Annotated in this window: 33 protein-coding genes; 11 read left to right on the top strand and 22 right to left on the bottom strand. The window is 49.5% G+C overall.

Annotation, left to right across the window (positions count from 1 at the left end):
* Together DNK57_RS02495 and DNK57_RS02490 are read right to left on the bottom strand one after the other, a co-directional pair.
* Window positions 1-2,543, bottom strand: a 2,543-nt coding sequence (locus DNK57_RS02495) for an FmdE family protein (RefSeq protein ID WP_226890996.1), incomplete at its 3' end; no start/stop codon positions are given.
* 365 nt (window positions 2,544-2,908) lie between these two features.
* Entirely contained in the window at window positions 2,909-3,709 is an 801-nt protein-coding gene (locus DNK57_RS02490) for a nicotianamine synthase family protein (protein ID WP_192961486.1), read from the bottom strand.
* A 187-nt stretch (window positions 3,710-3,896) separates the two neighbouring features.
* Between DNK57_RS02490 and DNK57_RS02485 the strand changes: the two genes are divergently transcribed.
* On the top strand, window positions 3,897-4,475 hold the full coding sequence (locus DNK57_RS02485; protein ID WP_192961485.1) for a GNAT family N-acetyltransferase: 579 nt from the start codon (window positions 3,897-3,899) through the stop codon (window positions 4,473-4,475).
* Window positions 4,476-4,764: 289 nt separating this feature from the next.
* On the opposite strand, the gene DNK57_RS02480 is transcribed toward DNK57_RS02485, so the two are convergent.
* From DNK57_RS02480 to DNK57_RS02395, 18 genes are all read right to left on the bottom strand, one after another.
* A complete protein-coding gene (locus DNK57_RS02480) occupies window positions 4,765-5,040 on the bottom strand; it encodes a DUF3194 domain-containing protein (RefSeq protein WP_192961484.1) in 276 nt (91 codons plus the stop codon).
* Window positions 5,041-5,406, bottom strand: a complete 366-nt coding sequence (locus DNK57_RS02475) for a prefoldin subunit beta (protein WP_010876316.1) — start codon at window positions 5,404-5,406, stop codon at window positions 5,041-5,043.
* Between the two features lie 21 nt (window positions 5,407-5,427).
* Entirely contained in the window at window positions 5,428-5,691 is a 264-nt protein-coding gene (locus DNK57_RS02470) for a KEOPS complex subunit Pcc1 (protein ID WP_192961483.1), read from the bottom strand.
* A complete protein-coding gene (locus DNK57_RS02465) occupies window positions 5,684-6,151 on the bottom strand; it encodes a Brix domain-containing protein (protein ID WP_192961482.1) in 468 nt (155 codons plus the stop codon). The genes DNK57_RS02470 and DNK57_RS02465 overlap by 8 nt, the downstream gene beginning before the upstream one ends.
* A 1-nt stretch (window position 6,152) precedes the next feature.
* The gene (locus DNK57_RS02460) at window positions 6,153-6,284 is read right to left on the bottom strand and encodes a DNA-directed RNA polymerase subunit P (protein WP_192961480.1); all 132 of its coding nucleotides are present in this window, start codon (window positions 6,282-6,284) and stop codon (window positions 6,153-6,155) included.
* Between the two features lies 1 nt (window position 6,285).
* Complete coding sequence (gene rpl37A / locus DNK57_RS02455; protein ID WP_192961479.1) at window positions 6,286-6,555, bottom strand: 50S ribosomal protein L37Ae; 270 nt, start codon at window positions 6,553-6,555, stop codon at window positions 6,286-6,288.
* A gap of 56 nt (window positions 6,556-6,611) precedes the next feature.
* Window positions 6,612-7,427 carry an exosome complex protein Rrp42 gene (rrp42, locus tag DNK57_RS02450; protein WP_192961492.1) on the bottom strand — a complete coding sequence of 272 codons (816 nt, stop codon included), beginning with the start codon at window positions 7,425-7,427 and terminating at the stop codon, window positions 6,612-6,614.
* A complete protein-coding gene (gene rrp41 / locus DNK57_RS02445) occupies window positions 7,417-8,139 on the bottom strand; it encodes an exosome complex exonuclease Rrp41 (RefSeq protein ID WP_192961478.1) in 723 nt (240 codons plus the stop codon). The genes rrp42 and rrp41 overlap by 11 nt, the downstream gene beginning before the upstream one ends.
* Window positions 8,136-9,101, bottom strand: a complete 966-nt coding sequence (rrp4, locus tag DNK57_RS02440) for an exosome complex RNA-binding protein Rrp4 (protein ID WP_192961477.1) — start codon at window positions 9,099-9,101, stop codon at window positions 8,136-8,138. Before rrp4 ends, rrp41 begins: the two co-directional genes overlap by 4 nt.
* Before the next feature lie 43 nt (window positions 9,102-9,144).
* The gene (locus DNK57_RS02435; protein WP_192961476.1) at window positions 9,145-9,843 is read right to left on the bottom strand and encodes a ribosome assembly factor SBDS; all 699 of its coding nucleotides are present in this window, start codon (window positions 9,841-9,843) and stop codon (window positions 9,145-9,147) included.
* 3 nt (window positions 9,844-9,846) lie between these two features.
* Window positions 9,847-10,593, bottom strand: coding sequence for an archaeal proteasome endopeptidase complex subunit alpha (psmA, locus tag DNK57_RS02430; RefSeq protein ID WP_010876325.1), 747 nt, complete (start codon window positions 10,591-10,593; stop codon window positions 9,847-9,849).
* 63 nt (window positions 10,594-10,656) lie between these two features.
* The gene (gene rnp2 / locus DNK57_RS02425; protein ID WP_192961491.1) at window positions 10,657-11,031 is read right to left on the bottom strand and encodes a ribonuclease P protein component 2; all 375 of its coding nucleotides are present in this window, start codon (window positions 11,029-11,031) and stop codon (window positions 10,657-10,659) included.
* A 15-nt stretch (window positions 11,032-11,046) separates the two neighbouring features.
* Complete coding sequence (gene rnp3 / locus DNK57_RS02420; protein ID WP_394354484.1) at window positions 11,047-11,763, bottom strand: ribonuclease P protein component 3; 717 nt, start codon at window positions 11,761-11,763, stop codon at window positions 11,047-11,049.
* A 21-nt stretch (window positions 11,764-11,784) separates the two neighbouring features.
* On the bottom strand, window positions 11,785-12,192 hold the full coding sequence (locus tag DNK57_RS02415) for an RNA-binding protein (protein WP_192961475.1): 408 nt from the start codon (window positions 12,190-12,192) through the stop codon (window positions 11,785-11,787).
* Window positions 12,193-12,227: 35 nt separating this feature from the next.
* Window positions 12,228-12,773 (bottom strand): 50S ribosomal protein L15e, encoded by a 546-nt coding sequence (locus DNK57_RS02410; protein ID WP_192961474.1) that lies wholly within the window; start codon window positions 12,771-12,773, stop codon window positions 12,228-12,230.
* 172 nt (window positions 12,774-12,945) lie between these two features.
* Window positions 12,946-13,269: a carboxymuconolactone decarboxylase family protein gene (locus DNK57_RS02405; RefSeq protein WP_192961473.1), complete on the bottom strand. Its 324-nt coding sequence runs from the start codon at window positions 13,267-13,269 to the stop codon at window positions 12,946-12,948.
* 127 nt (window positions 13,270-13,396) lie between these two features.
* Complete coding sequence (locus DNK57_RS02400; protein ID WP_192961472.1) at window positions 13,397-14,353, bottom strand: SPFH domain-containing protein; 957 nt, start codon at window positions 14,351-14,353, stop codon at window positions 13,397-13,399.
* Window positions 14,354-14,355: 2 nt separating this feature from the next.
* Entirely contained in the window at window positions 14,356-14,778 is a 423-nt protein-coding gene (locus tag DNK57_RS02395) for an NfeD family protein (protein WP_192961471.1), read from the bottom strand.
* A 231-nt stretch (window positions 14,779-15,009) separates the two neighbouring features.
* On the opposite strand from DNK57_RS02395, the gene DNK57_RS02390 reads away from it, so the two are divergent.
* The 4 genes from DNK57_RS02390 to afpA all read left to right on the top strand — a co-directional run bounded on the left by DNK57_RS02390 (window position 15,010) and on the right by afpA (window position 18,184).
* A complete protein-coding gene (locus tag DNK57_RS02390; protein WP_226890989.1) occupies window positions 15,010-15,408 on the top strand; it encodes a hypothetical protein in 399 nt (132 codons plus the stop codon).
* Between the two features lie 208 nt (window positions 15,409-15,616).
* Window positions 15,617-16,729: an ABC transporter permease gene (locus tag DNK57_RS02385; RefSeq protein WP_192961470.1), complete on the top strand. Its 1,113-nt coding sequence runs from the start codon at window positions 15,617-15,619 to the stop codon at window positions 16,727-16,729.
* Window positions 16,730-16,737: 8 nt separating this feature from the next.
* Window positions 16,738-17,400 (top strand): ABC transporter ATP-binding protein, encoded by a 663-nt coding sequence (locus tag DNK57_RS02380; RefSeq protein ID WP_192961469.1) that lies wholly within the window; start codon window positions 16,738-16,740, stop codon window positions 17,398-17,400.
* A 211-nt stretch (window positions 17,401-17,611) separates the two neighbouring features.
* Window positions 17,612-18,184 (top strand): archaeoflavoprotein AfpA, encoded by a 573-nt coding sequence (afpA, locus tag DNK57_RS02375; protein ID WP_192961468.1) that lies wholly within the window; start codon window positions 17,612-17,614, stop codon window positions 18,182-18,184.
* Between the two features lie 41 nt (window positions 18,185-18,225).
* On the opposite strand, the gene DNK57_RS02370 is transcribed toward afpA, so the two are convergent.
* Together DNK57_RS02370 and DNK57_RS02365 are read right to left on the bottom strand one after the other, a co-directional pair.
* The gene (locus tag DNK57_RS02370) at window positions 18,226-18,552 is read right to left on the bottom strand and encodes a hypothetical protein (protein ID WP_192961467.1); all 327 of its coding nucleotides are present in this window, start codon (window positions 18,550-18,552) and stop codon (window positions 18,226-18,228) included.
* A 180-nt stretch (window positions 18,553-18,732) separates the two neighbouring features.
* Complete coding sequence (locus DNK57_RS02365; protein ID WP_192961466.1) at window positions 18,733-19,215, bottom strand: adenosine-specific kinase; 483 nt, start codon at window positions 19,213-19,215, stop codon at window positions 18,733-18,735.
* A gap of 134 nt (window positions 19,216-19,349) precedes the next feature.
* Between DNK57_RS02365 and DNK57_RS02360 the strand changes: the two genes are divergently transcribed.
* From DNK57_RS02360 to gatD, 6 genes are read left to right on the top strand one after another with little or no spacing between them, the layout of a single operon-like run.
* Window positions 19,350-19,898, top strand: a complete 549-nt coding sequence (locus DNK57_RS02360; protein ID WP_192961465.1) for a helix-turn-helix domain-containing protein — start codon at window positions 19,350-19,352, stop codon at window positions 19,896-19,898.
* 10 nt (window positions 19,899-19,908) lie between these two features.
* Window positions 19,909-21,588, top strand: coding sequence for an AMP-binding protein (locus tag DNK57_RS02355; protein ID WP_192961464.1), 1,680 nt, complete (start codon window positions 19,909-19,911; stop codon window positions 21,586-21,588).
* Window positions 21,585-21,824 (top strand): 3-methyl-2-oxobutanoate dehydrogenase subunit VorC, encoded by a 240-nt coding sequence (gene vorC, locus DNK57_RS02350; RefSeq protein WP_192961463.1) that lies wholly within the window; start codon window positions 21,585-21,587, stop codon window positions 21,822-21,824. Before DNK57_RS02355 ends, vorC begins: the two co-directional genes overlap by 4 nt.
* Window positions 21,805-22,863, top strand: coding sequence for a 3-methyl-2-oxobutanoate dehydrogenase subunit VorB (vorB, locus tag DNK57_RS02345; protein ID WP_192961462.1), 1,059 nt, complete (start codon window positions 21,805-21,807; stop codon window positions 22,861-22,863). Before vorC ends, vorB begins: the two co-directional genes overlap by 20 nt.
* The gene (locus tag DNK57_RS02340) at window positions 22,817-24,289 is read left to right on the top strand and encodes a 2-oxoacid:acceptor oxidoreductase family protein (protein ID WP_192961461.1); all 1,473 of its coding nucleotides are present in this window, start codon (window positions 22,817-22,819) and stop codon (window positions 24,287-24,289) included. Before vorB ends, DNK57_RS02340 begins: the two co-directional genes overlap by 47 nt.
* Window positions 24,289-25,596: a Glu-tRNA(Gln) amidotransferase subunit GatD gene (gatD, locus tag DNK57_RS02335; RefSeq protein ID WP_192961460.1), complete on the top strand. Its 1,308-nt coding sequence runs from the start codon at window positions 24,289-24,291 to the stop codon at window positions 25,594-25,596. The genes DNK57_RS02340 and gatD overlap by 1 nt, the downstream gene beginning before the upstream one ends.
* Window position 25,597: the final 1 nt, after the last annotated feature.

Raw genomic sequence — 25,597 nt, 5'->3', positions numbered from 1 at the left:
GATCCACCGTTATTCACTGGTATGAGGTCAGCCAGGGTCCTGTTTGCAGGTATGCCCTTAACATAGGCTATCGGGTTCTGACCGTTTGCACCTGCGAGGATCATCTGAAGTTCGCTCTCTGTGATGAGCCTCTCGGCATCATAGGTCACAACTGGTGGAGATATCAGGTAACTTGGTGTCTCACCCTTGTAGAGGCTGATGAACCCTGCTATCTGTTTCTCCCTTCTAGCATCACTGGTAGCGCAATCACTCACATCAAAATTTGGCCATTTGAAGTCGATGACAACGGCCCTTCCAACCTTGTTCTTGTTGTCCCAGATCACAAGGATACCCTCAATGTTACCTCCATAGGCATCCTCGTTCTCAGGGTCGTTCTCTGTTCCGGGTACGCGAAGGTTGAAGTAGGTTCCCTGTCCAGGTGAGACTCCTAGACGGTAGACTATGGCGTCGTCCTTGCAGTAGATGGTGTTACCAAGGTAGATGTAGTTCTCATCCTCCTTCAGGGGATAGTTCTTGAATATGTACTCTGTTATCAGATAGCCAGGTGATACACCGGGACATGCATGGTCATGGAAGAGGAAGGTCAGCACCTGGTCGTAGGGTGGGTCGTTCCTCCATGCATTTGCTATGCTCTGTATGTTGAACCATCCATCCTTTGCAAAGACCTTTGATACCTTGCTGCTCAGCTGTGTGCTGTTCAGGGTCCTTGGACCGATGTCATTCACGAATTTACCGTCTGATGCATTGCATGCAACAAGCTGGCCTGTTGTCGGGTCATAGTAGATGTAGACTGCATCCATTGTCACTCCATCGTAGCCCCTCAGGACGAATGTGAACCATAATGGCTTCCAGAGGGGTCTGTGTACCGGCAGGAGTGTTGCCCTGCTGAGCCTTGATCCCAGGACATCGAATACTCCATCCCAGGCAGCGCTCATATCCTGTCCATTCACCCTTGAGTAACCTGCTGATGTTAACACCACAAGGTCCCTGTCATCCTTCTCAAGGTTCACACCCTTCTCTGTGAGGAATAACTGCTTTGCAAGGTTTGCTGCATCAGCCCCTATCCTCTTTATCTGCTCATAGGTGAGGTTGCCCCAGCTAAGGGTATTGTTCTCACGGGTTGCGTTGGGGAGTCCGAGGCTGTCTATGTATGCCATGTCAAGTCCATGGGCAATCTGGGCTGGAATGAAGTATGTGTTGTTGTTCATATCCCTCGCTGTTACATTGCCCTCTGTACCCAGGAGATAGTAGTAGTGGGTCACATTCAGGTCCTTGAGTTCCCTGACGATTGTAACGAGTGATGTTGGGTCATTCTTCAGTTTAGCTATGAGCCATGCATTGAATTCGAGTTCTGTTTTCTTTCCTGTCTGCTGCTGGAACTGCCTCCTGAGGGCATCCCTGTCAAATTTCATCACAATGAGATCGCCCCTGAGGGTCTTGGGGTTCCACCTTATGAAGCCCACGAGGTTGGTGTCTGCACCGCTGGCTGTTGTGTTGAATCCACTGTATGATCCACCCTTACCTGGTGTTGTGTCGAGGAACATGAGGAGTGCATCATCATCTGAGTCACCGGGTACACCCACTGTCACGTAGCTTGTTATCTCACCGGGTGATCCTGGATTTGTGAAGTCCATGACAGGTGGATAGTACTTGAGGAGGGTGAGGCTCATTGCGTAACCGCTGATGGTACCCAGGCACATGTGCCCATGGAAGGCTGCTGCCCTCAGAAGGTCTGATGGAGCTCCCTGTGCCCAGGCATTGGCAAGGCTTGCAACAGGGAAGGCCTGGTTCCCGTATTTACTTACAAGAAGGTTCCAGTTTGCCTCTGTCATGTTCTTTGTAAGGTCAATGGTGTATACCGGTTTACCGTTAACTGTTTTAATGACGACCGGTGATGTGCTCGCATTCTTGAAGTAGACTCCAAGGAGAGCTGCGCCCCTCTGGATTACAAAGAATGTGTCCAGTGGATCCACCGGGCTTTTCCTTATGACAAGGAGGTTACCCTTACCATAGGCTACCTTCCCACCTGCCTGGTTGAGTATACCCTCAATGACATCCTCTGATGTGTCATTTCTGTATTTGACTATCCCTGCAGTTGTTATGACCAGAATATTCCCTCTTGAGAAGTTGAGGATCTGGTCTGCCTTCTTTGTGATCTCCCTTCCCAGTTTGTAGGCATCTGTGGCGTTCATCTGTAACTGGAGCTTCGCATAGTATCTGGTGTCAAGGGGATTCAGCGGGTTGGTTGATAGGGTGAATTCATGTAGAATGTCCCTGTAACCCGGGGCTGTAACCTTGATTCTGAATTTTGTGGTGTTTGTGACGTTCTGGTAGTTGAATATGATTTTTGTGATGTTCGCCGAGGGATCAAAGGTCTTTGTGAAGTTTATCTTTGTCCCGCTGGTGTCGCTGATGTAGTTTATGTCAGGGTTGATGCGGGTGTTGTCGTCTGCAAATTCATATTTGACGTCAACCCCCACCTCACATGTCGTATCTGCTGCGCTCACCGAACCTGTAAGTGCCACAGCAACGAGAAGAACCATGAAAACCATGAAATACTGTCTTCCCATACATTTTCACCTCCTTTAAGTTCTGTAATGTTTAATAATGTACAGATCTCCCTTGGAGTAATAACATATATAATGATTTTGTTAATACTTCAGGGTTTGAAATTGATGGAAATGTAATACTCAATTTTTCCTGTTAAAAAGAGAGGATTCATGGGGAGACCCCATGAACTGATTGCTGGAGGGAAAATTTAATATCAAACACCATTATGGTGTTACATTTTACTCTTGAATGTCCCTACTATTTAACAATTTCTATTTTAAAATTAATAATAACCATCTGCTGCCGTTCACCAGAATAGTAATAAATCTGCCACAAACTTCTGTATCTGGTGGAAGAATCAATCAAGGCACTTAAAAACAAGGACAGAAGTGTTGTTAACCTTCCCTGAGGGGAGAACCACTCCAGCCCTCCTGAATCCACGGATATCATCATCACTGACAGGTGCGTAGAGGATGGCCCTCATACCTGTATATGTCCTGTAGATAACCCGGGTTTCTGTATCAACGTATCTGTGTATGTTCCTGAAAACCCTCCTCTTTGGCTCTGCAAGGGCCGCCACCATCACCACATCAAATTCAAGGCCCTCAATGGCGGTTTCATCCCCGGTTATGACCTTCACATTCTCCATTCCCAGGCTCTCAAGCACCCTCCTTGATAGCTCAGCGATCTCTGCTTCGACTTCAACAACCTGCACCTTCATGCAATAGATGTGTGATAAAAGGATACCTGTGAGTGGGAGGGGCCCTCCTCCAATGAAAACTGCCCTCTCCCCCCTCCTGAATCTTCCAAGGGCAGCCTCATTCTTAAGTAGTTCAAGGTAACGTGGATAGAAGTAGAATGATCTGAGGGTCTCCCAGGGTGAGTCTGACTCTATGACCTCCTCTGCCTTTTCCATTTCAAGCTTCATCCCGAGATTCACGTAAAACTTCCTTATCAGGCTGAGGGCATGATTCATTTCAGCATCATCGAGGATGTGCTTTGCTGATTCAAAATCGATGGTTGAGTCATGGGCTATCTCCTCGATCTCATCAAGAAGTGGCATCACCTCGCTGGTGTCCATCTCATTGAAGTGATAATTCATTCCCTCAAGTCTTGAGGCTATCCTCTTTATCTTATCCCAGTAGATGTAACAGCTCATAACGGTTCCCCTTGGTCTGGTGATGCTATTGAACACCAGCATTTATAAGAATTGGGTACATATATCATATGTGATGATAATCCTGTATTACTTTATCTGGACCTGACACAGGATAATTATTACTCACTGTGATGGATGTTATCGCCGTGGCTGAAGGAAGGCAAAAAATACTGAAAAACAAAAGGTGATGGAAATTATCACTGTGGCTGAACCCGTGAGTGAATCTGAACTCGAATCCATAAGAAAGTTCCTCTTCAGGATAATCAGGAGGGAGTTTGGATTCGGATACATACCCGAGTACCACAGGGACATAATAAACCTTGAGGAGTACTACCTCAAACCCCCAAGGAACACCTTCCTCTTCGCCTCCAGGGGTGGTAGGGTAATAGGGACACTGGGACTCCGTGCCTATGACCGTGAATTTGAGGGCCTGAATTATGATCCAGAGACAACGGCCAGCCTGTGGAGAGTTTTTGTACATGAGGATCACCGGAGGTTGGGTGTTGCATCCAGACTTGCTGAAATCGCCGAGAAGGAGGCCGCATCACTGGGCTACCAGAGGATCTACCTGCACACACATAAATACGTTGATGGTGCCCTCGAATTCTGGCTTTCAAGGGGATACCGTGTAACGGTAGACACAGGGAATGAACTCGGGACGGTCCACATGGAGAAACCCCTCACATGCAATTCAAATGCAATTACCATGATCCCTGAGAAAAACTCTGAAATCTCACATTCACTCCTAAGGATCCAGAAGGTTTAATTCCATCTTGTTAAAAAGGAATCAGATGGCATTTGAACTAAATTATTAAAAAGAGGAGGAACAGGGCATCAGATGACATTTTTTGAGCGAAAGGATTGTTACTGGATGCCCTGTTGAGCTGGCTTCCGTTTTAAGCTAGGAGGAATTCATGCTCACTAAAGTGCTTGTCACACGATATATAAATACTTTTTGATAAAAAGTTATTACGAGCTTTTAAATGGAAACTGGTTAAGTATTAATAAAGGAGGATAATTACATAATAGTCGTCTTAATCCAGAGGCGGCAGTGATTATTCCCTGAATCCATCAAGGAAGGATTCAAGGCCCCTGTAGGCTGCATCCACTGCCTCATCAACAATCACGGGATCTGCATCTGAAAGCTCATCAAGGTACAGTTCAGCGCTGATGTCAACCTTCAGTTCATCGGTGTACTCAAGCAGCACAGTTATGTCAATATCAACTATCTCCTTGGAAGACACCCTCTTCAGTATAAAATCAGAAATGGTATTGTGGAGGAAACTGGATATCTCATCCAGATCCCCTTCAGTGAGTTTCCTGAGACTCAATTAGTTACCCATCCCTGGATTGATGCCTGCACCCTTCATCGCTTCCTGGATGTTGACCTGCATCTCCTGCAGTTTCTTCATGACGCGTTCTTCCTGTCTCTCAATGGTCTTCTCCCTGAGCTGAAGGGTTTCAAGTTTTTCCTGAAGTTCCTCTGTAAGCTCATCCTTGGCAACCCTGATTAGGATGTTACCTGAGCTCTTATATACTTCAGCGTCATCTGCAGCCCTTGAGAGTTCTTCAAGGGCCTTCTGTGTCTCATTAATCTGCATTTCAACCGTCTGTTTCTGCACAGATATCGCCTGTGCCTGCTGCTGCAGCTGCTGGAACTGAGCTAACTGGTGCTGTACATTCTGTGGAAGTTCCATATTATCACCTTCAATTATTCATTATGTTCCCATCAATTCAAGAATCTCCATGGAAAGCCTCACCCAGCGCAGTGATGAGTTGAGGGCAGCCCGGAAGGATGCCGAGTCCCCTGCACTTATGTTGATGGTTATCCTGCCATCCTCAAGTTCCATGGACATGGAAGACCTCTGTGAGGGTGAATCCATGACCTCAGGTTTGATGGCCCTGTAGATCACAGATGCTGATTCAGGGTCCGTCCTGATGTCTATTACCCCCTGAATTTTCCTGAGACCCAACTCACTCACCGGCCCTGAAATCACGTATCAGAAGCTTAAAACCAGCGGGCATCCCCCTGGCATCAATGAGCTCCATCACCCAGGCATACTCCTCATCACTCCCTATACTCCATGCATCCCTGGATGCGGATTCATCAACCTCAAGGCCCATTAAATTGCAGATGCCCTCAGATCCTGGAGGGCAGCTACTGACCCTTACCGCTTTATCTGCCAGTTCAGGTTTTTTCATTTCAAATGCCGGGTTGAAGAGGATGTAACCCCTCTCCCCTCCCCTTTCATCAAGGAAGGTTATCCTTGCAGGGTTACCGTGCCTTTCAGAGACCACAGCTACAGGGCCTCTGGCCTCGATCAGCACATCCCGGAGGCTCATCTTTCCCCGGTTAATGTACCTCCAGCCCATTATCCTGGAGAGCCTCTGGGAGAAGGACCTTGTGCGCTGGGATGGCTTTCTGGATGTTGTGAGGAGCATCCTACCGTGCCTTCAGGGTCCTCTTAACCGGAGGCACCTCCTTGAAGAGGATCCTGTACCTGCACCTGGGGCACTTGTTCTCCATGTACTTCTTGGGGTCTATGAGTGTCCCGCACTGGGCGCAGCGGTACAATCTACTTACCTCCAACTATCCTCTTGATGTTACGGGCTGCTGTCTTACCCATTGGGGTCACCGGGAGGTATGCTCCGCCTGTGAACACAGCACCGCATTTCCTGCACTTCCATATGCCCCTGCTCTCCCTCTTAACACCGGGACGGTCACAGCTCGGGCATATGTGCTTCCTCTTCATCTCTTCTTCAATCTTTTTAACAGCTCTTTTAGCTTTACGACCGTAACGTGGACCGAAACGTCCTGTGATACCTACTTTCTTTGTTCTTGCCATTTATATCACTCCAGTAAATATGATGTTATAGATATTGTCTGGTCAGTATTTAAGATTTAGGGAGTCATTGACTCGTCAAGGTACTCAATGAGCTGGGGCACCTTCTCCACTGCAATGGAGACTGCCTTAAGGACATCATCCCTTGTAAGGGGCCCCTCACCACCCTTCTGCATGGCGCATATGGAGCCCTCCTCAGTCACGCCTATGGATATCCTTGCGGTGAGTATATCCTCTTCCTCAAGGGATGGGTCAAGGACCATCTCGTTTCCTATCTTGGCGAAGGTGCACATGAGGGCCTTCCTGTTAACAGGGAGTGGCTGCATCTTCTCCCTGTTGATAACAACCTCACCATCCTCAACCTCTGCTGCAGGTATCCTTGTATCCAGCAGGGCTGCCACGGTTGCAAGGACCGCTGCATCGAAGAGGTTGCCATCGTAGTCTATGATGTGGAGGTCCAGGAAGAGCATCCAGACCTTGCTGCCCTCTATGATGCAGAGCTTCTCAAGGTCTATCATCCGGCTCTCCCTTATGCATCTGTCCACGACCCTTGAAAGCTCCACTGACCTCTCATCGGGGGGTCCTGGCTCAAAGGTCGGTGATGCCATTGGAAGTAGCTCTGAGTTGGTGAGTATAACACCCATCTCAGGCGTGTCAGGGAAGGGTTCACCTATCTGGGGCTTCACACCCACAATTATCTGGGTGTTTCCAAGTTTCACCCTTGAGGAACCCTCAGCCTTGGATATCACCCCCGTTTCGATGGATATGTCCCTGAACTCATGGAGTGACCTTCCATCAATACGTTCCTTATTATTTATAAGGTCCGTTATACTCTTTCTTGTAATTTCAGGTATTATATCCATTTTATTCACCATACCTCTTTCTGAGGGCCTCCTTCTGCACCTCATGTATCCGGAGACATCCGTCCACTGCAAGGTCAAGTGCCCTTTCAAATTCCTCGGGTCTGAGGTTCCCATCACTCTGCAGCAGTGTGATTTCACGTGTCCTCGGGAGTATCGCCACCGGCACATCTGCCTGACCCTCCTTGTCCTCCTCCTCGGAGAGGTCAAGGACCACCTGATCACCAACCTTACCTGCTGCACAGGCAACAACCATGTCCCTCATGGGTATGCCTGCATCTGCAAGGGCAACCGAAGCCGCAGTTATACCTGCGCACCTTGTACCCCCCTCAGCCTCGAGTACCTCTATGAACACATCGATGACTGACCTGGGAAACTTTTCAAGTATCAGTGCCGGTCTGAGGGCCTCTGCAGTTATCTTGGAGATCTCAACAGAACGCCTGTCAGGGCCAGGTCTCTTTCGCTCCTCAACTGAGAATGGTGCCATATTGTACCTGCACCTTATAACGGCCCTGTCAGGTCTCTGTAACTTTCTTATCTGAGCCTCCCTTGGTCCGTATACAGCCACCAGTATTTTGTTACCGCCAAATTCAAGATAGGATGAACCATCTGCCCTTTCAAGTATTCCTGCCTCAATTTTTAAGGGCCTGAGTTCATCAAATGCCCTTCCATCCTCCCTGACACTGGGGGAGGTCTTCAACTGATCCTGTGTGATGATAGTAATCACCTCTCGGAATTATTCTCATCCTTAACTTCTGCATCCCCGGCTTCTCCATCACCCTCTTCAGCGTCGGGGGTGTCTGTTCCTTCTTCCATGCTTTCAGACCCCGGAGAATCCACTTTCACATTCTCAGGTTCCACTTCAAGGTCCTCAGACTCATCAGATCCTTCCTCAAAATCCTCAGACTCCGGAGACACCACCACATCCTCAGACTCATCAGATCCTTCCTCAAAATCCTCAGACTCAGGGATTTCAGGTTTTTCTGTCCCTTCAGACTCCTCAACCTGAATATCAGGTTCAACTCCTGTAAGTCTGTCTAGGAGTTCCCTCACACGGTCAGTGAGTCCTGAGGTGTGGGCCTCACGGTCTATCATCAGGATTACCTTCTCAGCTATCCTCTCCATGCCGGCTTCACCCTTTATCCAGACAACACCGTTCTGTCCCACAACGATATCGCATTTGGTCTTCTCCTTGACCATGTTTATCATTGATCCCCTCTTGCCTATCAGCCTTGGGACCTTTGTGGGTGTTATGTAAACAAGGATACCGTCCCTGAACTTTCCAAGGCCGCGGCCCTTGAGGCCAAGCTTCACCTTCTTAACCTCATCCACATCCACAACCCTTAAAAGCAGAACGTCCCCTATATCGAAGACACTTTCGAGTTCCCTTTTATCCTTGCCAAAGACCTCAGAGGCTGGTAAGAGACCTGTGTAGGGTGAGTTTATGTCAAGTCCCCACATTGAGAACCTTATGTCTGTGATCTCCCCGATGACCACATCCCCCCTCTTGGGGATGTACTTACTCTGAAGTGGTATCACGTTTATCTTCTTGTTTCTAACAGAAACGAGTCCCACGAAGGATGAACATATCCGGTTATCCTCTTTGAAGGTTCCCCTTCCAGGGTAGTATTCGTTCTCTGCCAGAACCTGACCTGGAACAACCAGGTCCTTTTCATTTACAAGTAGCACATTATGCCTCCCTGTTTTTTGAAGGCTAAAAGGAGAGGAGGATTTATTTTATTAGCCTGGTTTCAACGTTACCGCCTGTGAGTTCACTGAGCTTCTGATAGAAGCTATCCTGAAGACCTCCAGGTATTTCAACCACGGCTATCCATGATCCGTCACTCTGCCATTCCTCGTTGGTTATCTTACCAAAATTTGATATTACACCGTAGGCTGACCCTGCCTTTTCCCCGGGTATACGGATGGCCACCCTGACCTTCTCAAATTTAATTGGAATCTTGGTTCTGATGGCCTTCAGGACTATGTTGATCTGTTCGTCAACGGTCTTGAATGGATCAATATGAACCCTGGCTTCCTCCATGGCCTTTTCAATCCTCTTTGGAGGGTGAGGAAGTCCGTTCTGGGGGTTTATAGCCTCACGTGCAATTTTGTTGATGATCTTCAGGCGTTTATCCTCTATCATCTGCCTTCTCTGGTCTGCAGTGAGCTGTATTGTCCCCCTTCTGAGTATTATTTGTGTTACATCAAGTGGATCCGCTGTTTCAAAGACCTTCCTCATGGCCTCCTCAGATGCCTTATCACCCTTCCTGGCGTCCCTGAAAACCTCCTGAACCGCTAGTACATCCTCAACACTTACATCAGAGTCTTCCCTGCGGAACTCTGCTGCCAGATCAGGGTCCACAAGGACCTCGAATCGCTCACCATGGGATTCAAGCCGGGCGATAACTGCATCTTCAAGGCTGACCATTTTTTACTCCTCTTCCTCCTTTTCCTTCCTGATCAGGAGCTCCTCGACATGATCCCTGATCTCATCATCAGGAAGCCTTCTGTATTTCTTATCTGCGGCTTCTATAACAGCTATCTCAACACTTTCAGGTGTTGTTTTACCCTCGGTGGCCTCATAAACCGCGTCGAGTGCCAGTTCTATGGCCTGATTGAGGTTCATGTCGTCGCTGTACTTCTTCTCAAATTCCTCCATTGCTGCGGGCCTTCCAGCCCCTATAGCCGTGGCCTTGTACTCTATGAGGGCACCGCTGGGGTCTGTTTCGAAGAGTCTGCAACCTCTGCCATTGACACCACCAATTATGAGAGCCGTTCCGAAGGGCCTGACACCTCCATGCTGGGTGTACATCTGTTTCATGTCACATATCTTCTTGGCCAGGCTTTCAACCCTTATTGGTTCGTTGTAGGTTATCCTGTTTATCTGGGCCTCAAGCCTTGCCTTCTCAATTATTGCACGTGCATCCGCCACCAGTCCGGATGTTGCAGCCCCGATGTGTTCATCTATCTGGAATATCTTTTCTATGGATTTCGGTTCAACCAGCTTGCTTGTGGGTCTCTTGTCCACAACAAGAACTATTCCTTCCTTTGATTTCACTCCAAGGGAAGTGGTTCCTCTTTTAACGGCTTCCCTTGCATATTCCACCTGGAATAGTCTGCCATCCGGGCTGAATACTGTGATGGCCCTATCATATCCTGCGCTCTGAAGTGGTTGCATTTTTCTAACCTCTCTTTATTGATGGATAATTTATGTAATCATGTGTCATGTGATAAAGATTAATCAGTATTTATCTTTCTTGGAAGGTTTAATAAACTTTTGTGTTGCAGATCGTATCGTCCCTGAAAGGCCGAGGATGTGGATGGCGACCCTCACACCGCCGTAGTGGTGGGCGCATGTGAGGGCCATCATAACTCTCCTCTCATATCCCCTCTGGCACTGGAGTATGCCCCTCATCCTGACTGCGTCTGGAAAATCGAACCTCCAGAGCTTCATGAGCCATAAACGAAAATTTGATGTTTCACATTCCCCATGTAACTTGAGGCAGCTGTCCCAGATGAGTGAGACAAGTTCCTCCCTTGAGAGTTCCCTCTCACTGATCACCTCAAAGGCTATGTACCTCCTGGGGACCCTCAGGGTGGGTGGAAGTATTTTCATTCTCATAGGCTCACCTTAACTCTCAGGGAGTAGTCTAACTCCATCTGCGATCATTAGCTGACGGTTCCCTGAGTCCTCGAGTATTGATGCGGGGGTGGAAGTGAGGGATTTCTCTGCCTCTTGGGCCTTCATACCGAAGCATTCGGCGAGGTTAATGATATCACGCGGGGCCCTCAGGTCATAGATTGTGGAAGCCCTGCTGGTGAGGACCAGTGGAAAACCGAACTTTCTCTGGAGTTTCAGGATCTCCCTGAAATGTTCAAGGACCCTCGCACGGACCTTGAGCCATGACCCGATGACGTCCGCAAGGGGGAGTTCAATGGCCACACCGTTTCTTGCAGCCTCCCTTGAAAGTACATGGTTGATGCCAGGGTCCCTCCTTGAAGTGTAGGGTGCTGACAGGATGTCGACCCTGCGACTCTCACATGCTGCCCTGTTAACCTTCAGGTTACCCCCTGAGACATAGATCACGTCAGCCTTTTTCCTGAATCTGTTCACTGATCTCCTCATATCACGGGGGTCAGATGCCCTTATCATTACACCACAGGCTATCTCGAAGTCCTGGAGTTCAGGGTTCTCCCTGAGGGATTCGAAGTCTGACTTGAGGTCAGAGTATCTCTCAGAGGGGTATACCAGAACTCCGCCATGGTAGCCGAGGCGTGATGCCTCAAGGAGGAGTCTCAGACTGGAATCATGGTCCCTGCCCTGTATGTGGAAATCAAAGAATTTCATCAGAATCCTTTGGAGAATCAGTCATTCAAGTATCTTCCTGATGTTCTCGACCGCAACTTCCCTCTTTGCGGGGTAGGCCTCCACCTTGATCTTCAGGTGGATTGCATCACCGTGCCTCACGGGTTCCCAGACCCCCTCAAGGGCCTTCTGCTTGTCCAGCCGAAGGAAAAGGTTACCGTTCTCGTCGAACCTGTCCTCAAGTTCGTCCATGCGGCCCCTGAAGACCTCTCTGAATTCATCCATGAATTCTCTGAGGGCCCTTCTGCGGTCCAGCCTTCCCCTGAGGACCGTGATGGGGTTTCCATGGTATCCCTCGGCTTTCTCCCTTTCGGGTGTGGCCCCCGGGATTACGTTTCTGAGGGCCTCGAGGACCTTTTCCTCGTCCTCTGTACCGTATACCATGAGGCGGTAGGAGATGTTGTGTATCATGTCCCTCTAACTCTAAAAAAAGTTGAATGGGGCCTTTACCTTACCTTCTCAGCCCCTTTACCCCTGTTCCTGAGGCCCCTGTTCTTTTTGCCTTCACTTGTGAGGCCCCTGAAGACGCGTCCCCTGTGCTGTTTTTCACAGATCCAGTTTATCTTGGGGTCATTCTTTATGGCAGGGTGGTTTGGATCCACGAGGATGACCTCATAGAACTTGTACTTTCCATCCTCCCAGACCCAGTAGGAGTTGAGGACCTCCATGTTGGGGTATTTCCTTGCAACCCTCTCCTCTGCGATCCTCTTGATACTCTTTGCGGTGGTTATCTTCTTTACACCCATCCTCTTGGGCCTTCTACCTGCCTTGAACCGGGTTTTCCTCTGGCTTCCACGCCTTACACGTGTCCTTACAATTATGTATCCAGGTTTTGCCCTGTAACCCAGTGCCCTTGCACGGTCTATTCTGGTTGGTCTTTCTATTCTCTTAATTACGGGATCCCTTCTCCACTTAGGAGCCCTCTCCCACATTAGCTCCCTTACATAGGAGTCCTTTGGATTCTTCCATGCATCTTTAACGTATCTGTACATCATTTACACCTCTATTCTGTTCGGCTTTACGCCACATCCATGGGAACGTATCCCAGAAAAATAGCGGTTTAGGTGCTACTACATCTGCTGTGATCACTTAAAAAGTTTACTGTGATCTGCTTCGATGAACGTCTGAGAAGGTATCTGTAATGGAAAAATTAAAGGTGTTGTTTCAGTCCCCAAGAACCTCGTAGAGTATTCTCATGGCCTTGACGAAGGGTGGATTGCCTGATGTGAGGAGAACAACACGCAGGACATCAACTATCTCATCCTTTGTGACTCCGAACTCGTTTATTGCACTCTGTATCTGTTTTTTAACTGCACGGTCATCGGAGTTTGATGCTGTTATCCCGAGGGCTATGAGCTTCTGTGTCCTGTAATCAAGGACCTTACCTGTGTAGGCGGCCTCATTCAGTTTAACAACCGCCTCATAGATGTCAGGGTAGTCCTCCTTCACGTGCACCATGCCCTTCCCATAGAAAACATCCTCTTTCATATTTAGCACCTCCATTTTAACTATGTTCAAGGTGATATTTATAAGTAACATGGGTCAAGAGTGGGGTCCCTTAAAGAGAAGGCCTTTAAAGTATGAACCACTGTTTTACAAAAAAGATATGAAGGAATCACTGTTTTTCAGATTTTTCAACCTGCTGTGATTCCTTTTTGTCCTCTGAGCTTCCCTTGTCTTCTGGATCTGAGAGCATCTCTGAGATTCCTGCAATGGATCCAAGGATGCCTGTGGCCTCCACCGGGAGCAGTATCTTTGTTGCTCTTCCATCGGCAACCTTCTCAAGGGCCTCAAGGTACTTGAGTGCTATTATATCATTTGTGGGGTCACCCTCATGCATGGCCCTGAAAACTGATAGTATGGCCTTGGCCTGTCCCTCTGCTATTGCTATCTCGCGGTACTTGTTGGCATCTGCGACCTTCTTTATGGCCTCTGCCTTACCCTCTGCCTCAAGGATGGCTGCCTGCTTATCACCCTCAGCCCTCTTTATCTCTGACTGCTTGTATCCCTCTGCCTCAAGGATGGCCGCCCTCTTCATACGTTCAGCCTTCATCTGCTTTGACATGGCCTCAACGATGTCACCCGGCGGTTCTATGCGCTGTATCTCCACACGGACGACCCTGGTTCCCCACTTGTCTGTGGCCTCGTCAAGCACCTCACGTAGCTGGGTGTTTATCATCTCCCTTGATGTGAGGGTCTGGTCGAGTTCAAGGTCACCTATTATGTTTCTGAGGTTGGTCTGGGCAAGTTTGGTTATGGCCTGGTAGAAGTCAACTACGTTGTAGACTGCATTGAATGGATCAACCACCTCATAGAATATGACGCAGTCCACCACCACAACCGTGTTGTCCTTGGTTATGACCTCCTGTGGGGGGACATCAACCACCTGTTCCCTCATGTCGACCTTCTTTATGGCCTCTATGAAGGGTATTATGACCACGAGTCCGCTCTCCACGGTCCTCTGGTATTTACCAAGCCTCTCGACAACACCCTTCTCGTAGGGTCTTAGTATCTTGAGGCTCTTGAATGCCAGTACAAGGAGTACCAGTACTATTATCAGTTCAAGTATCATTTCTATTCCTCCAGTTTTTCAACTACGAGTTTAACGCCCTCAATGGACTTCACAATTACATCCTCACCCGCATCAAGCACTGTGGCTGATTTGGCCCTCCATGTTTCGCCATCAACCTTCACCAGGCCAGAGTTCTTGGGGCTGATTGCCTCCATCACAACTCCCTTTCTCCCTATCAGTCTATCGGATACTGCCTTTTTTGATGGTTCGCCGGTTATGCGTGCTGCGAATGGCCTTGAAACTCCAAGGAGGACAGCTGAAACAGCGACGAATGTTATGAACTGCGCTGTAGTGTCAAAGCCAAGGTAGCCGAGGGCCGCTGCTGCCAGTGCTCCGAAGGCAAACCATAGTAGGAAGAAGCCCGTTGTGAGCATCTCACCTATGAGGCATATGGCTGCTATTATTATCCATGACTCAGGTCCCATTAAACCCACCACATCTCATAATAATTCACTGAGTGTTTATATTATTTGCTTTATGTGTCCCCTCAGTTATTACCATATATGTGTCGATACCATGGATATAGTAATTTGTAATATAATTTATCTATTTATTAATATTAATATCTGGTTTATTGCGTTTTTTATAATAATTTTTTCTATAAAAATATTTATATGGCTTTTGTCCATATTCTACCTCAAGGAGGTGGAGATCCCATGATTGAAGATGAATTCAAATTTCTGGTTCTGGGTTACAGGGTTCACACCGGGAAGACCCAGAGGGAACTTGCAGAGGAACTAGGTGTCCCCCTGGACATAGTAATGGCCATGGAGGAAGGGACCTACAGATACCCCACGAAAAAGCTGATGAGAAAAATAAATGAACTCACCGGTGAATATGAGGTGAACCGCAGGCTGTTCATAAACACCGGAAAGGGCTACAGGCTCAGGGAGAGGCTTGGCTCACAGTTCAGGTACTTTGTCAGGGGTCTTGACAGGATGAAGTACATAAGCCAGGAGGACCTCAAGAATATGCCTGAACCTGAATGCTACAGCACCATTGGTTCAGTTGACCTTGACGCATTTGAGGTCCTCAAAGCCGGTAAAATGTCCTGAAATTCCCTTCATTTTTTCCCATTAAATTATTTTTTAACCTCAGATCCACCATTAGAATCTAAGTATTCTCCTTTCCAGTCTTTCAGCTTCCCTTTCTAAGTGGGATGAAAATCCAGTTAAAATGCCAACCGCCACTCTTTCTGCTCCATTTCACTAAAGCTCTATAAGAAGTCAATCTATAATAGGAACCTCCATCATATAATCATCCATGAGGTTCATAACACTAGTCCTGAAGAATCCATTCAGAAGCCGTGCAAGGAGTCTCCTTGCAATCACAGGTATTGCAATAGGGATTGCAACCATAGTAACCCTTGGAGTTATAACGGAGGGTTTGAAAACGTCCACAGAGAACACATTGAAGGCAGGAGGCGCTGACTTCACCATAGTGGAGTCCAATGTCTCGGACATGTTCCTCAGCAAGATAGATGAGGAATACGTTGACAGGGTCCGGAATGTGAGCGGCGTGGAGGACGCTGTGGGGATCCTCATGGCGGTCCAGCCACTGGATGACAATCCATACTTCGTATTAATAGGTATAGACCCGGCTAAGATCAATATGAGTCAGATAAAGATAACAGAGGGGAGAACACTCCGGGACCCGGATGCAGATGAGGTCATAATGGGGAAGGTCGCATCCGAGAACCATGGGAAGGGCGTTGGTGACACCATAAGGATAAAGAACCGTGACTACAGGATAGTGGGCATATTCGAGTCAGGAGATATGCAGCAGGACTCAGGAGCATTCATCTCACTCAGGAAACTCCAGAAGATCGAGGATAAGGAGGGCAAGGTCACCATGATATACGTGAAGATGACCCGGAATTCAAGGGTGGAGGATGTCACCGATAGAATCGAGAAGAGGTACAGTGACCTCACAACCATAGCCTCCCTGGAGGACCTCCAGAGTGTTGACCAGGGACTTCAGACCATTGACACTGCTACCTGGGCCATTTCACTCCTGGCCATAATAATAGGTGGTATAGGGGTCATAAATACCATGATAATGTCAGTTTTTGAAAGGACAAGGGAGATCGGAGTTCTGAAGGCCGTTGGCTGGAGGGACAGGAGGATACTCGCCATGATCCTAGGAGAATCTGTGGTACTCACCGCCATGGCAGGTGCTGTCGGCTCAGTGCTGGGAGTCGCGGCGATACAGGTCCTCCTGGCCCTGGGGATGAAGGGATTCATAGAACCTGTCTACACCCCTGAAATCTTCATGAGGGCCTTTGCAGTGGCATTCACCGTAGGTATACTGGGAGGGCTTTACCCTGCCTACCGGGCGTCAAGGCTTGCCCCTACAGAGGCCCTGAGGTACGAGTAGGTGATCATATGAAGGCCATAGAAGTCAGGGACCTCAGGAAAAGCTTTGACAGTGGGAGGATAAGGGCCCTCAACGGAGTCAACCTTGATGTTGATGCTGGAGAATTCATATCAATAATGGGGCCATCAGGTTCCGGTAAATCAACCCTCCTTAACATGATAGGTGCCCTTGACGTTCCTGACTCCGGCACGATCCGTGTCGCCGGGAGGGACCTCTCAGAGGAGAGGGATCTTAGCCGGCTGAGGGCCGAGGAGATAGGTTTTGTGTTCCAGCTGCACAACCTCATACCCAACCTGACGGCCCTTGAGAACGTGGAGATACCCATGTTCGCGGTGAAACATGAGAACATGGAGGAGCGTGCCATGGAGCTCCTTGAATATGTTGATCTCGCTGATAAGGCTGACCGGAAACCCACCGAGCTATCTGGTGGTGAGCGCCAGAGGGTTGCCATTGCACGTGCCCTAGCCAATGATCCGTCCATAATCCTTGCAGATGAGCCAACCGGGTCCCTTGACTCAAGGACCGGCAGAAGAATACTCAGGAAGCTGAGGGAGCTCCAGGAGGACGAGGGGGTGACCCTGGTCGTTGTGACCCATGAACCAGATGTGGCTGCCATGGCCTCAAGGACCATCAGGATACTGGATGGCGTCATTGTGGACGACGGGTATTGAATACCGGCCAGCCGTAACTCAGGACCCCTCATCTTTGAATGCCCATTAACCCCACTTAATTAAATAACCTTTCCCTTCTCTCTTTATCGTTATCCAGCCCTTAACTGCAGTATTACCCCCATAAGAACTACTGCCACCATAACCTCCTGCTGAATAGTTGATCACACCAGCACCCAAATTTTGATTAATAACCTCCAACATAATACTGTCCATGACAGAGAAACTCAGGGTGGCCTGGTGCATAACCGGGGCCGGGGAGAAACTGACGGAAACCTACGCCATAATGAAGGATGTTAAGAAGATATACGGGGACCGTGTTAAAATAGACGTCTTCATTTCGAAGGCCGGGGACCAGGTTGTGAAATACTATGGACTCTACAGGGACCTGGAGACAAGCTTTGACAGGAAATGGGTTGAGATAAACGCCAATTCACCATTCCTTGCAGGTCAGGTGCAGCTGGGAAAGTATGACTTCATACTTGTTGCACCGTGCACATCCAACAGCACCGCCAAGATCTCCCTGAGAATAGGAGATACACTTGTGACCAACGCCGTTATAATGGCGCAGAAGGCCTCAGTACCTGTCTACATCATGCCATCTGATTACAGTGAGGGGAAGGTCGTAACAACACTCCCCAACGGTAAAAAACTGGAACTTCAGATAACAAAGGAGGACGTTGAGCACGTGAAGAGGATATCAAAGATGGATAAGACAGATGTCTTCAGTGACCCCCAGAGGATATACAAGATATTCGAGGAGTGGACGTACCCCAAGGACCAGTAGGGTCATGGTAGCTGAAAATAATAATAAAATTAGGGGGGAAGCTATTCCTGCAGTTCCTGGATGGTCACACCGTAGGTGTAGACCGTCATACCCTCCTCTTCCTTCTGACTGAAGGGTGCTGTACCCTTGAAGTAGGCCCTTATCTCACCTGTATCTGCAATGTTCATTGTGAGTGGTTCCATATCCGTCATTGACTCAAAGAAGGCCATGGCAGCGTCTATGTCCCCCTTATCTGGACTTTCAAATGTTATTGACAGTGTGCCCTTCTGTTTTTCCTTCATCCTCACCCGGTTCTGGTTTATTTCAAGGACGTTCTCCCCTCTGTTCTTGTTCCCGCTCTCCTTAACAAAAACAACTTTGTCGGACATTATACAACCACCATAATAATATTGGCTGTTCTGTTTAATATATTTGGTGTGCCGTGAACATGGAACATGTCACGGGGTGCCCCTGCACATGGATCCATCAGTGTCCCGCCAGTGATGTTGCAGGGAAAGAGAGACTGAAAGATGAAGCCTCCAGCTTCAAAAATAAATGTGAAGATTCCACTAAAACTTGTAACCTATAACACGGAGGAACTTCTTCCTTGCAGCTATATCCTCATCACCCTCTATCTCACCTGGGCTGTTACCATCAATGACTCCCATGATTCCCCTTCCCTGATCGGTCTCTGCTATGATAACCTCAACCGGATTCGCTGTTGCACAGTAGATGTTGACAACCTCCGGGACGTCCTTTATGCGCTGGAGGACGTTTATGGGGAATGCATCCCTCAGGAACACTATGAAGGAGTGTCCGGCTGCAATCTCAAGCATGGCCTCTGCAGCCAGTTCCTCGAGCTCCTCATCATTTCCCGCATGCCTCACCAGGCAGTCCCCTGATGCCTCGGCAAAGGCGATCCCAAATTTCGCCTGGGGGACCGTGTTCACAATCGCCTCATAGATGTCCTCGACCGTCTTTATGAAGTGGCTCTGTCCCAGTATGATGTTTATGTCCTCCCGGGACTCTATCTTAACCTTCTTTAACTCCATTGGAAACACCCTCCTCTAGATACATATTTAATTATGTGGAACTTAAACATTTAAGATGGGAAAGTTTATTAAGGAAGAGACATTTATCATTAATAATCATTATTAATTTTTCCTGATGCTGATGAGGTGTAATCATGAAAGAGAAAAGCAAAGAGATAGGTTCCCGTGTAAGGGAACTCCGGGAACTCTCAGAAATCACAGAAGAAGAGATGGCCGATTACCTCAAAATTGACGTTGAAACATACCGCCGATATGAGACAGGAGAGGATGATATCCCCGCAAGCATACTCTTCGAGATAGCCCATAAACTCGGTGTTGACATGGGCCTGCTCCTCACTGGCGAGGAGACCAGGATGCACATCTTCACGGTAACCAGGAAGGGTAAGGGCGTGGAGGTTGAAAGGAGAAAACAGTACCGCTATGAGAACCTGGCAGAGAAGTTCATACACAAGAAGGCCGAACCCTTCATAGTCACAGTAGAACCCAGAAAGGAGAAACCAAAAACCAACAGCCACCCTGGACAGGAATTCAACTACGTCCTCGAGGGGCGCATAAAGTTCTACATACACGAAAATGAGATAATACTCAATGAGGGGGACTCCATATTCTTTGACTCATCCTATGAACACGCCATGGAGGCCCTGGACGGTAAAGAGGCCAGGTTCCTGGCAATAATAATGTAGAGGTGTACCGATGACTGCTCTCATCAATGAATTCGTAAACCGTGTTGAATTTGATTCATATGAGGATTTCCGTGACAACTTCAGGATAAGGGTCCCTGAAAACTTCAACTTCGCATACGATGTGGTTGACCGATACGCTGAGATTGAACCCGATAAGGTTGCCCTGGTCTGGTGTAACGACCATGGAGAGGAGAGGAGGATAACCTTCGGTGAACTCCAGGAACTATCCAGAAGGGCCGCCAGTTTCTTCACAGGGGAGGGTATAAAAAAGGGCGACACCGTCATGCTGACCCTCAAGGCAAGGTACGACTTCTGGTACGCCCTCCTGGGACTCCACAGGATAGGGGCCATAGCAATTCCTGCCACCCACATGCTCAAGGAGAAGGACATCGTCTACCGTATAAGGGAGGCTGACATAAAGATGGTTGTATGCATAGCAGAGGACGGTGTCCCTGAAGTATTCGATGGGGCCATAGCTGAACTGGGCTCAGATACAAAGAAGGTACTGGTGGGTGACACTGACAGGGATGGATGGATAAACCTCAGGAAAGAACTGAGGAAAGTTTCAGCAGACTTTGAAAGGCCAGAGGACTGTGCAGGTGGAGATGACACCCTGATAGTCTATTTCTCATCAGGTACAACAGGGATGCCCAAGATGATAGAACACGACCACACCTACCCCCTGGGCCATATAATAACAGCCAAGTACTGGCAGAACGTGAGGGAGGATGGCCTCCACTACACGGTTGCAGACACCGGCTGGGCAAAGGCCATGTGGGGCCAGATCTACGGCCAGTGGATAGCTGGAAGCGCTGTCTTCGTCTATGACTACGACCGCTTTGACCCTGAGAAGATGCTGGAGAAGCTTGAAAAATACGATATAACCACATTCTGCGCGCCCCCAACCATCTACAGATTCCTCATAAAGGAGGACCTCTCAAGATATGATCTTTCAGGAATCGAATACGCGGTTACAGCAGGGGAACCCCTGAACCCTGAGGTCTTCGAGAGGTTCAGGGAACACACCGGCCTCCAGCTGATGGAGGGATTCGGGCAGACAGAATGCGTTGTGTGCATAGCAAACTTCCCCTGGATGGAACCAAAACCAGGATCAATGGGCAAGCCATCCCCTGGCTACCATGTTGAACTGGTGGACCGGAACGGTGACCCCGTGGACGTCGGTGAGGAGGGTGAGATAGTCATAAGAACCGCTGAGGGCAAACCCATCGGTCTCTTCAACGGATACTACCGGAACCCTGAGAAGACCTCAGAGGTGTGGCACGACGGATACTACCACACCGGGGACACTGCCTGGATGGATGAGGATGGCTACATGTGGTTCGTTGGGAGAACCGATGACATCATAAAGAGTTCAGGTTACCGTATAGGGCCCTTCGAGGTTGAAAGTGCCATCATATCCCACCCATCGGTCCTTGAGTGTGCAGTCACAGGGTACCCCGACCCCATAAGGGGACAGGTGGTGAAGGCCACCATCGTCCTTGCCAGGGGCTATGAGCCATCAGAGGAACTGAAAAAGGAGATCCAGGACCATGTTAAGCGTGTGACCGCCCCCTACAAGTACCCCAGGATAGTTGAATTCGTTGATGAACTGCCCAAGACCATAAGCGGTAAGATAAGGCGTGTTGAGATCCGTGAACATGACCTTGAAGGAGACGGTGAAAACCAATGAAGAAGGCATATCCAGTGATAAACAGCCTGGAGTGCAAGGCATGCGAACGCTGCATAATCGCATGCCCCAGGAATGTCCTCTACATGAGCAGCGAAATCAATGAGAGGGGCTACCACTACGTTGAGTACCGGGGCGAGGGATGCAATGGATGCGGGAACTGCTACTACACCTGCCCCGAGATAAATGCCATTGAGGTCCACATAGAGAGGTGTGAAGATGGCAACACAGATGGTTAAGGGAAACACAGCAGTGATAATAGGGGCCATGTACGCTGGCTGCGACTGCTACTTCGGCTACCCCATAACACCTGCAAGTGAGATACTCCATGAGGCCTCAAGGTACTTCCCAATGGTAGGAAGGAAATTCGTGCAGGCAGAGTCAGAGGAGGCTGCAATAAACATGGTATACGGTGCAGCCGCAGCAGGGCACAGGGTCATGACAGCATCATCAGGGCCTGGCATAAGTCTGAAACAGGAGGGGATCTCATTCCTCGCAGGTGCAGAGCTACCTGCAGTAATAGTGGATGTTATGAGGGCCGGTCCAGGCCTCGGAAATATCGGGCCGGAACAGGGAGACTACAACCAGCTTGTGAAGGGTGGGGGCCACGGAAACTACCGGAACATAGTCCTGGCGCCCAGCAGTGTCCAGGAGATGTGCGACCTGACAATGGAGGCCTTTGAACTGGCAGATAAATACAGGAACCCCGTGATTGTCCTCACAGATGCAGTCCTCGGTCAGATGGCCGAGCCACTGCGCTTCCCCGAGGAGGCGGTTGAGCACAGGCCAGACACATCATGGGCTGTCTGCGGTAACAGGGAGACCATGAAGAACCTTGTGACCTCCATATTCCTGGACTTCGATGAGCTTGAGGAGTTCAACTTCTACCTCCAGGAGAAGTACGCCAGGATAGAGGAGAATGAGGTGAGGTATGAGGAGTACCTGGTGGATGATGCAGATATCGTCCTTGTGGCCTATGGCATAAGCAGCAGGGTGGCCAGGAGCGCAGTTGAAGCTGCCAGGGCAGATGACATAAAGGTTGGGCTCCTCAGACCCATAACACTGTTCCCCTTCCCATCAGACAGGATCCGTGAACTTGCAGATGAAGGCTGCAGGTTCATATCAGTAGAGATGAGCAGCGGACAGATGATGGAGGATATAAGGATGGCCTCAGGCTGCAGGGACATTGAACTCGTCAGCAGGATGGGTGGAAACCTTATAGAACTGAGGGATGTTCTTGAGAAGATCAGAGAAGTTGCGGGGGATTTCAGTGACTAAGAAGGTGATCAGAAAGCCGGATTCACTCCACGAGGTATTTGAGAGGAAGGGTGGAAGCGCACCCACAGCGACACACTACTGTGCAGGCTGCGGGCACGGTATATTGCACAAGCTGATAGGTGAAGCCATAGATGAACTCGGAATACAGGAAAGGGCTGTTATGATAAGTCCCGTGGGCTGCGCCGTATTCGCCTACTACTACTTTGACTGTGGAAACGTCCAGGTGGCCCACGGACGTGCCCCCGCCGTTGGAACAGGGATATCACGTGCAGAGGATGACGCGGTTGTCATACTCTACCAGGGAGACGGGGACCTCGCATCCATAGGCCTCAATGAGACCATACAGGCAGCCAATCGTGGGGAGAAACTGGCGGTATTCTTCGTCAACAACACCGTCTACGGTATGACAGGGGGTCAGATGGCGCCAACGACCCTTGTCGGTGAGGTGACTGTCACCTGCCCCACCGGAAGGGACCCCAGGTACGCAGGCTATCCACTCCACATGTGCGAACTCCTGGACAACCTGCAGGCCCCTGTATTCATAGAACGCGTGTCACTGGCAGATCCGAAGAGGATAAGGAGGGCTAGAAGGGCCATTAAGAGGGCCCTGGAGATTCAGAGGGATGGTAAGGGATACGCATTCGTTGAGGTGCTATCCCCATGTCCCACAAACCTCAGACAGGACGCCGAAGGTGCGGAGAGATTCCTGAAGGAGGAGATGGAGAGAGAATTCCCTGTGAAGAACTTCAGGGACCGGTCAGCCGAAGCAGAGCCTCTGATAAGGTCAGAGAGTGACTTTTCAAGGGAGAGCCTTGACAGGATATTCCAGATCAGGGAGGACTCGGTGCCTGACCCTGTTGATGACCCTGAATTCCCCGAGGTCAGTGTGAAGATTGCAGGTTTCGGTGGCCAGGGCGTCCTGAGCATGGGACTGACACTGGCCCAGGCGGCCTGCAGCGAGGGCAGACACACATCATGGTACCCTGCCTATGGACCCGAGCAGAGGGGTGGTACCTCAAGCTGCGGCGTTGTTATATCCGGTGAAAGGGTTGGTTCACCTGCAGTGGACACCCCGGACATCCTGGTGGCCCTTAACCAGCCATCACTCGATGAATTCGCAGGGAAAGTGGCCGGTGGAGGTATCATACTCTATGACTCCACAACAGCCAGTTACAGTGGAGGAGATGTGAGGGCCATCGGTGTGCCGGCCCTAGAGATAGCAAGGAAACATGGAACTGGAAGGGCCGCCAACACCGTCATGCTGGGGGTTATGATGGCCCTCGGACTCACAGGCCTTGATGAGGAATCCTTCAGGGAGGCCATAAAATTCACCTTCTCTGGTAAGGAAAAGATCATAGACCTGAACCTGAGGATCCTTGAGGCAGGTGCAGAGTGGGCAAGAGAAAACATTGAGGAGGAGTTCTAATGTCCTACCAGGGAAAAGCAAGGAAGTTCCTGGAATCAGCCTCCATAAATGTGGGGGACATGGTGAGGGTTGAGAAGCCAGACGTCACCTATGATGGCATGGTCCTTGACCGTGCAGATGATGCAGACGACAGACACATAGTCCTGAAACTGGAAAACGGGTACAACATTGGAGTTGAAATCAGTGATGCCCGGATAGAGCTCATTGAGAAGGGATCCAAGCCAAAGATAGAGCTCCCGCCAGTTGAAGTCTCTGAGGACCCGGAATTACCTGATGTGTCGATAATATCAACAGGCGGTACCGTCGCATCCATAATAGATTACCGCACAGGGGCCGTTCACCCTGCATTCACAGCAGATGACCTTCTACGTGCAAACCCTGAACTCCTGGACATTGCAAATATAAGGGGGCGTGCAGTTTTCAACATACTCAGCGAGAACATGAAACCCGAATACTGGGTCGAGACAGCCAGGGCAGTCTACAGTGAGATAAAGGATGGTGCTGATGGAGTGGTGGTGGCCCATGGAACAGACACCATGCACTACACCTCAGCCGCCCTCAGCTTCATGCTCAGGACCCCGGTACCTGTGGTGTTCACCGGCGCCCAGAGAAGCTCAGACAGACCCTCCTCAGATGCAAACCTCAACATACAGTGCTCTGTGAGGGCAGCGGCCTCAGAAATCGCAGAGGTCACAGTCTGCATGCATGCGACCATGGATGACCTCAGCTGCCACCTCCACAGGGGTGTGAAGGTGAGGAAGATGCACACCTCAAGGAGGGACACCTTCAGAAGCATAAACGCCCTCCCCCTTGCAAAGGTGACACCGGATGGCCTTAAAATACTCCAGGAGAACTACAGGGAAAGGGGTTCAGATGAACTGGAACTGAGTGAAAGCGTAGAGGAGAAGGTGGCCTTCATAAAAAGCTACCCAGGGATAACCCCTGAGATCATAAAATGGCACCTCAACGAGGGCTACAGGGGCATCGTCATTGAGGGAACAGGCCTCGGCCACTGCCCCGACACCCTCATACCCGCCCTCAGGGAGGCCCGTGATATTGGAGTGCCTGTGGCAATGACGTCCCAGTGCCTCAATGGGAGGGTGAACATGAACGTCTACAGTACAGGGCGAAGACTGCTGCAGGCAGGTGTAATACCCTGCGACGACATGCTGCCCGAGGTCGCCTATGTGAAGATGTGCTGGGTCCTCGGACAGACAGATGACCCTGAGACAGCAGGTGAGATGATGAGGGAGAACATTGCAGGGGAGATCAATGAGAGGACATCGATAGCATACTTCAGGGGATGAT

The sequence above is a fragment of the Methanothermobacter thermautotrophicus genome, assembly GCF_014889545.1.
Lineage (GTDB): Archaea > Methanobacteriota > Methanobacteria > Methanobacteriales > Methanothermobacteraceae > Methanothermobacter > Methanothermobacter thermautotrophicus_A.
The sequence above is the reverse complement of the archived record's forward strand: the minus strand, read 5'-3'. Positions and strand labels throughout refer to the sequence as shown.

What these genes read in the sequence shown, in the direction of transcription:
- DNK57_RS02355 (WP_192961464.1), top strand. Translation starts at nt 19,909, where the DNA reads ATGACTGCTCTCATCAATGAATTCGTAAACCGTGTTGAATTTGATTCA.
- gatD (WP_192961460.1), top strand. Translation starts at nt 24,289, where the DNA reads ATGTCCTACCAGGGAAAAGCAAGGAAGTTCCTGGAATCAGCCTCCATA.
- DNK57_RS02385 (WP_192961470.1), top strand. Translation starts at nt 15,617, where the DNA reads ATGAGGTTCATAACACTAGTCCTGAAGAATCCATTCAGAAGCCGTGCA.
- vorB (WP_192961462.1), top strand. Translation starts at nt 21,805, where the DNA reads ATGGCAACACAGATGGTTAAGGGAAACACAGCAGTGATAATAGGGGCC.
- DNK57_RS02485 (WP_192961485.1), top strand. Translation starts at nt 3,897, where the DNA reads ATGGAAATTATCACTGTGGCTGAACCCGTGAGTGAATCTGAACTCGAA.
- psmA (WP_010876325.1), bottom strand. Translation starts at nt 10,593, where the DNA reads ATGCAACCACTTCAGAGCGCAGGATATGATAGGGCCATCACAGTATTC.
- DNK57_RS02370 (WP_192961467.1), bottom strand. Translation starts at nt 18,552, where the DNA reads ATGTCCGACAAAGTTGTTTTTGTTAAGGAGAGCGGGAACAAGAACAGA.
- rnp2 (WP_192961491.1), bottom strand. Translation starts at nt 11,031, where the DNA reads ATGAAAATACTTCCACCCACCCTGAGGGTCCCCAGGAGGTACATAGCC.
- DNK57_RS02380 (WP_192961469.1), top strand. Translation starts at nt 16,738, where the DNA reads ATGAAGGCCATAGAAGTCAGGGACCTCAGGAAAAGCTTTGACAGTGGG.
- rnp3 (WP_394354484.1), bottom strand. Translation starts at nt 11,763, where the DNA reads ATGAAATTCTTTGATTTCCACATACAGGGCAGGGACCATGATTCCAGT.
- rpl37A (WP_192961479.1), bottom strand. Translation starts at nt 6,555, where the DNA reads ATGGCAAGAACAAAGAAAGTAGGTATCACAGGACGTTTCGGTCCACGT.
- DNK57_RS02415 (WP_192961475.1), bottom strand. Translation starts at nt 12,192, where the DNA reads ATGATACACAACATCTCCTACCGCCTCATGGTATACGGTACAGAGGAC.
- afpA (WP_192961468.1), top strand. Translation starts at nt 17,612, where the DNA reads ATGACAGAGAAACTCAGGGTGGCCTGGTGCATAACCGGGGCCGGGGAG.
- DNK57_RS02390 (WP_226890989.1), top strand. Translation starts at nt 15,010, where the DNA reads ATGATTGAAGATGAATTCAAATTTCTGGTTCTGGGTTACAGGGTTCAC.
- DNK57_RS02465 (WP_192961482.1), bottom strand. Translation starts at nt 6,151, where the DNA reads ATGCTCCTCACAACATCCAGAAAGCCATCCCAGCGCACAAGGTCCTTC.
- DNK57_RS02395 (WP_192961471.1), bottom strand. Translation starts at nt 14,778, where the DNA reads ATGGGACCTGAGTCATGGATAATAATAGCAGCCATATGCCTCATAGGT.
- DNK57_RS02410 (WP_192961474.1), bottom strand. Translation starts at nt 12,773, where the DNA reads ATGTACAGATACGTTAAAGATGCATGGAAGAATCCAAAGGACTCCTAT.
- DNK57_RS02365 (WP_192961466.1), bottom strand. Translation starts at nt 19,215, where the DNA reads ATGGAGTTAAAGAAGGTTAAGATAGAGTCCCGGGAGGACATAAACATC.
- DNK57_RS02490 (WP_192961486.1), bottom strand. Translation starts at nt 3,709, where the DNA reads ATGAGCTGTTACATCTACTGGGATAAGATAAAGAGGATAGCCTCAAGA.
- rrp42 (WP_192961492.1), bottom strand. Translation starts at nt 7,427, where the DNA reads ATGGTGAATAAAATGGATATAATACCTGAAATTACAAGAAAGAGTATA.
- DNK57_RS02360 (WP_192961465.1), top strand. Translation starts at nt 19,350, where the DNA reads ATGAAAGAGAAAAGCAAAGAGATAGGTTCCCGTGTAAGGGAACTCCGG.
- DNK57_RS02475 (WP_010876316.1), bottom strand. Translation starts at nt 5,406, where the DNA reads ATGGAACTTCCACAGAATGTACAGCACCAGTTAGCTCAGTTCCAGCAG.
- vorC (WP_192961463.1), top strand. Translation starts at nt 21,585, where the DNA reads ATGAAGAAGGCATATCCAGTGATAAACAGCCTGGAGTGCAAGGCATGC.
- DNK57_RS02400 (WP_192961472.1), bottom strand. Translation starts at nt 14,353, where the DNA reads ATGATACTTGAACTGATAATAGTACTGGTACTCCTTGTACTGGCATTC.
- DNK57_RS02405 (WP_192961473.1), bottom strand. Translation starts at nt 13,269, where the DNA reads ATGAAAGAGGATGTTTTCTATGGGAAGGGCATGGTGCACGTGAAGGAG.
- DNK57_RS02340 (WP_192961461.1), top strand. Translation starts at nt 22,817, where the DNA reads ATGTTCTTGAGAAGATCAGAGAAGTTGCGGGGGATTTCAGTGACTAAG.
- DNK57_RS02435 (WP_192961476.1), bottom strand. Translation starts at nt 9,843, where the DNA reads ATGGTCAGCCTTGAAGATGCAGTTATCGCCCGGCTTGAATCCCATGGT.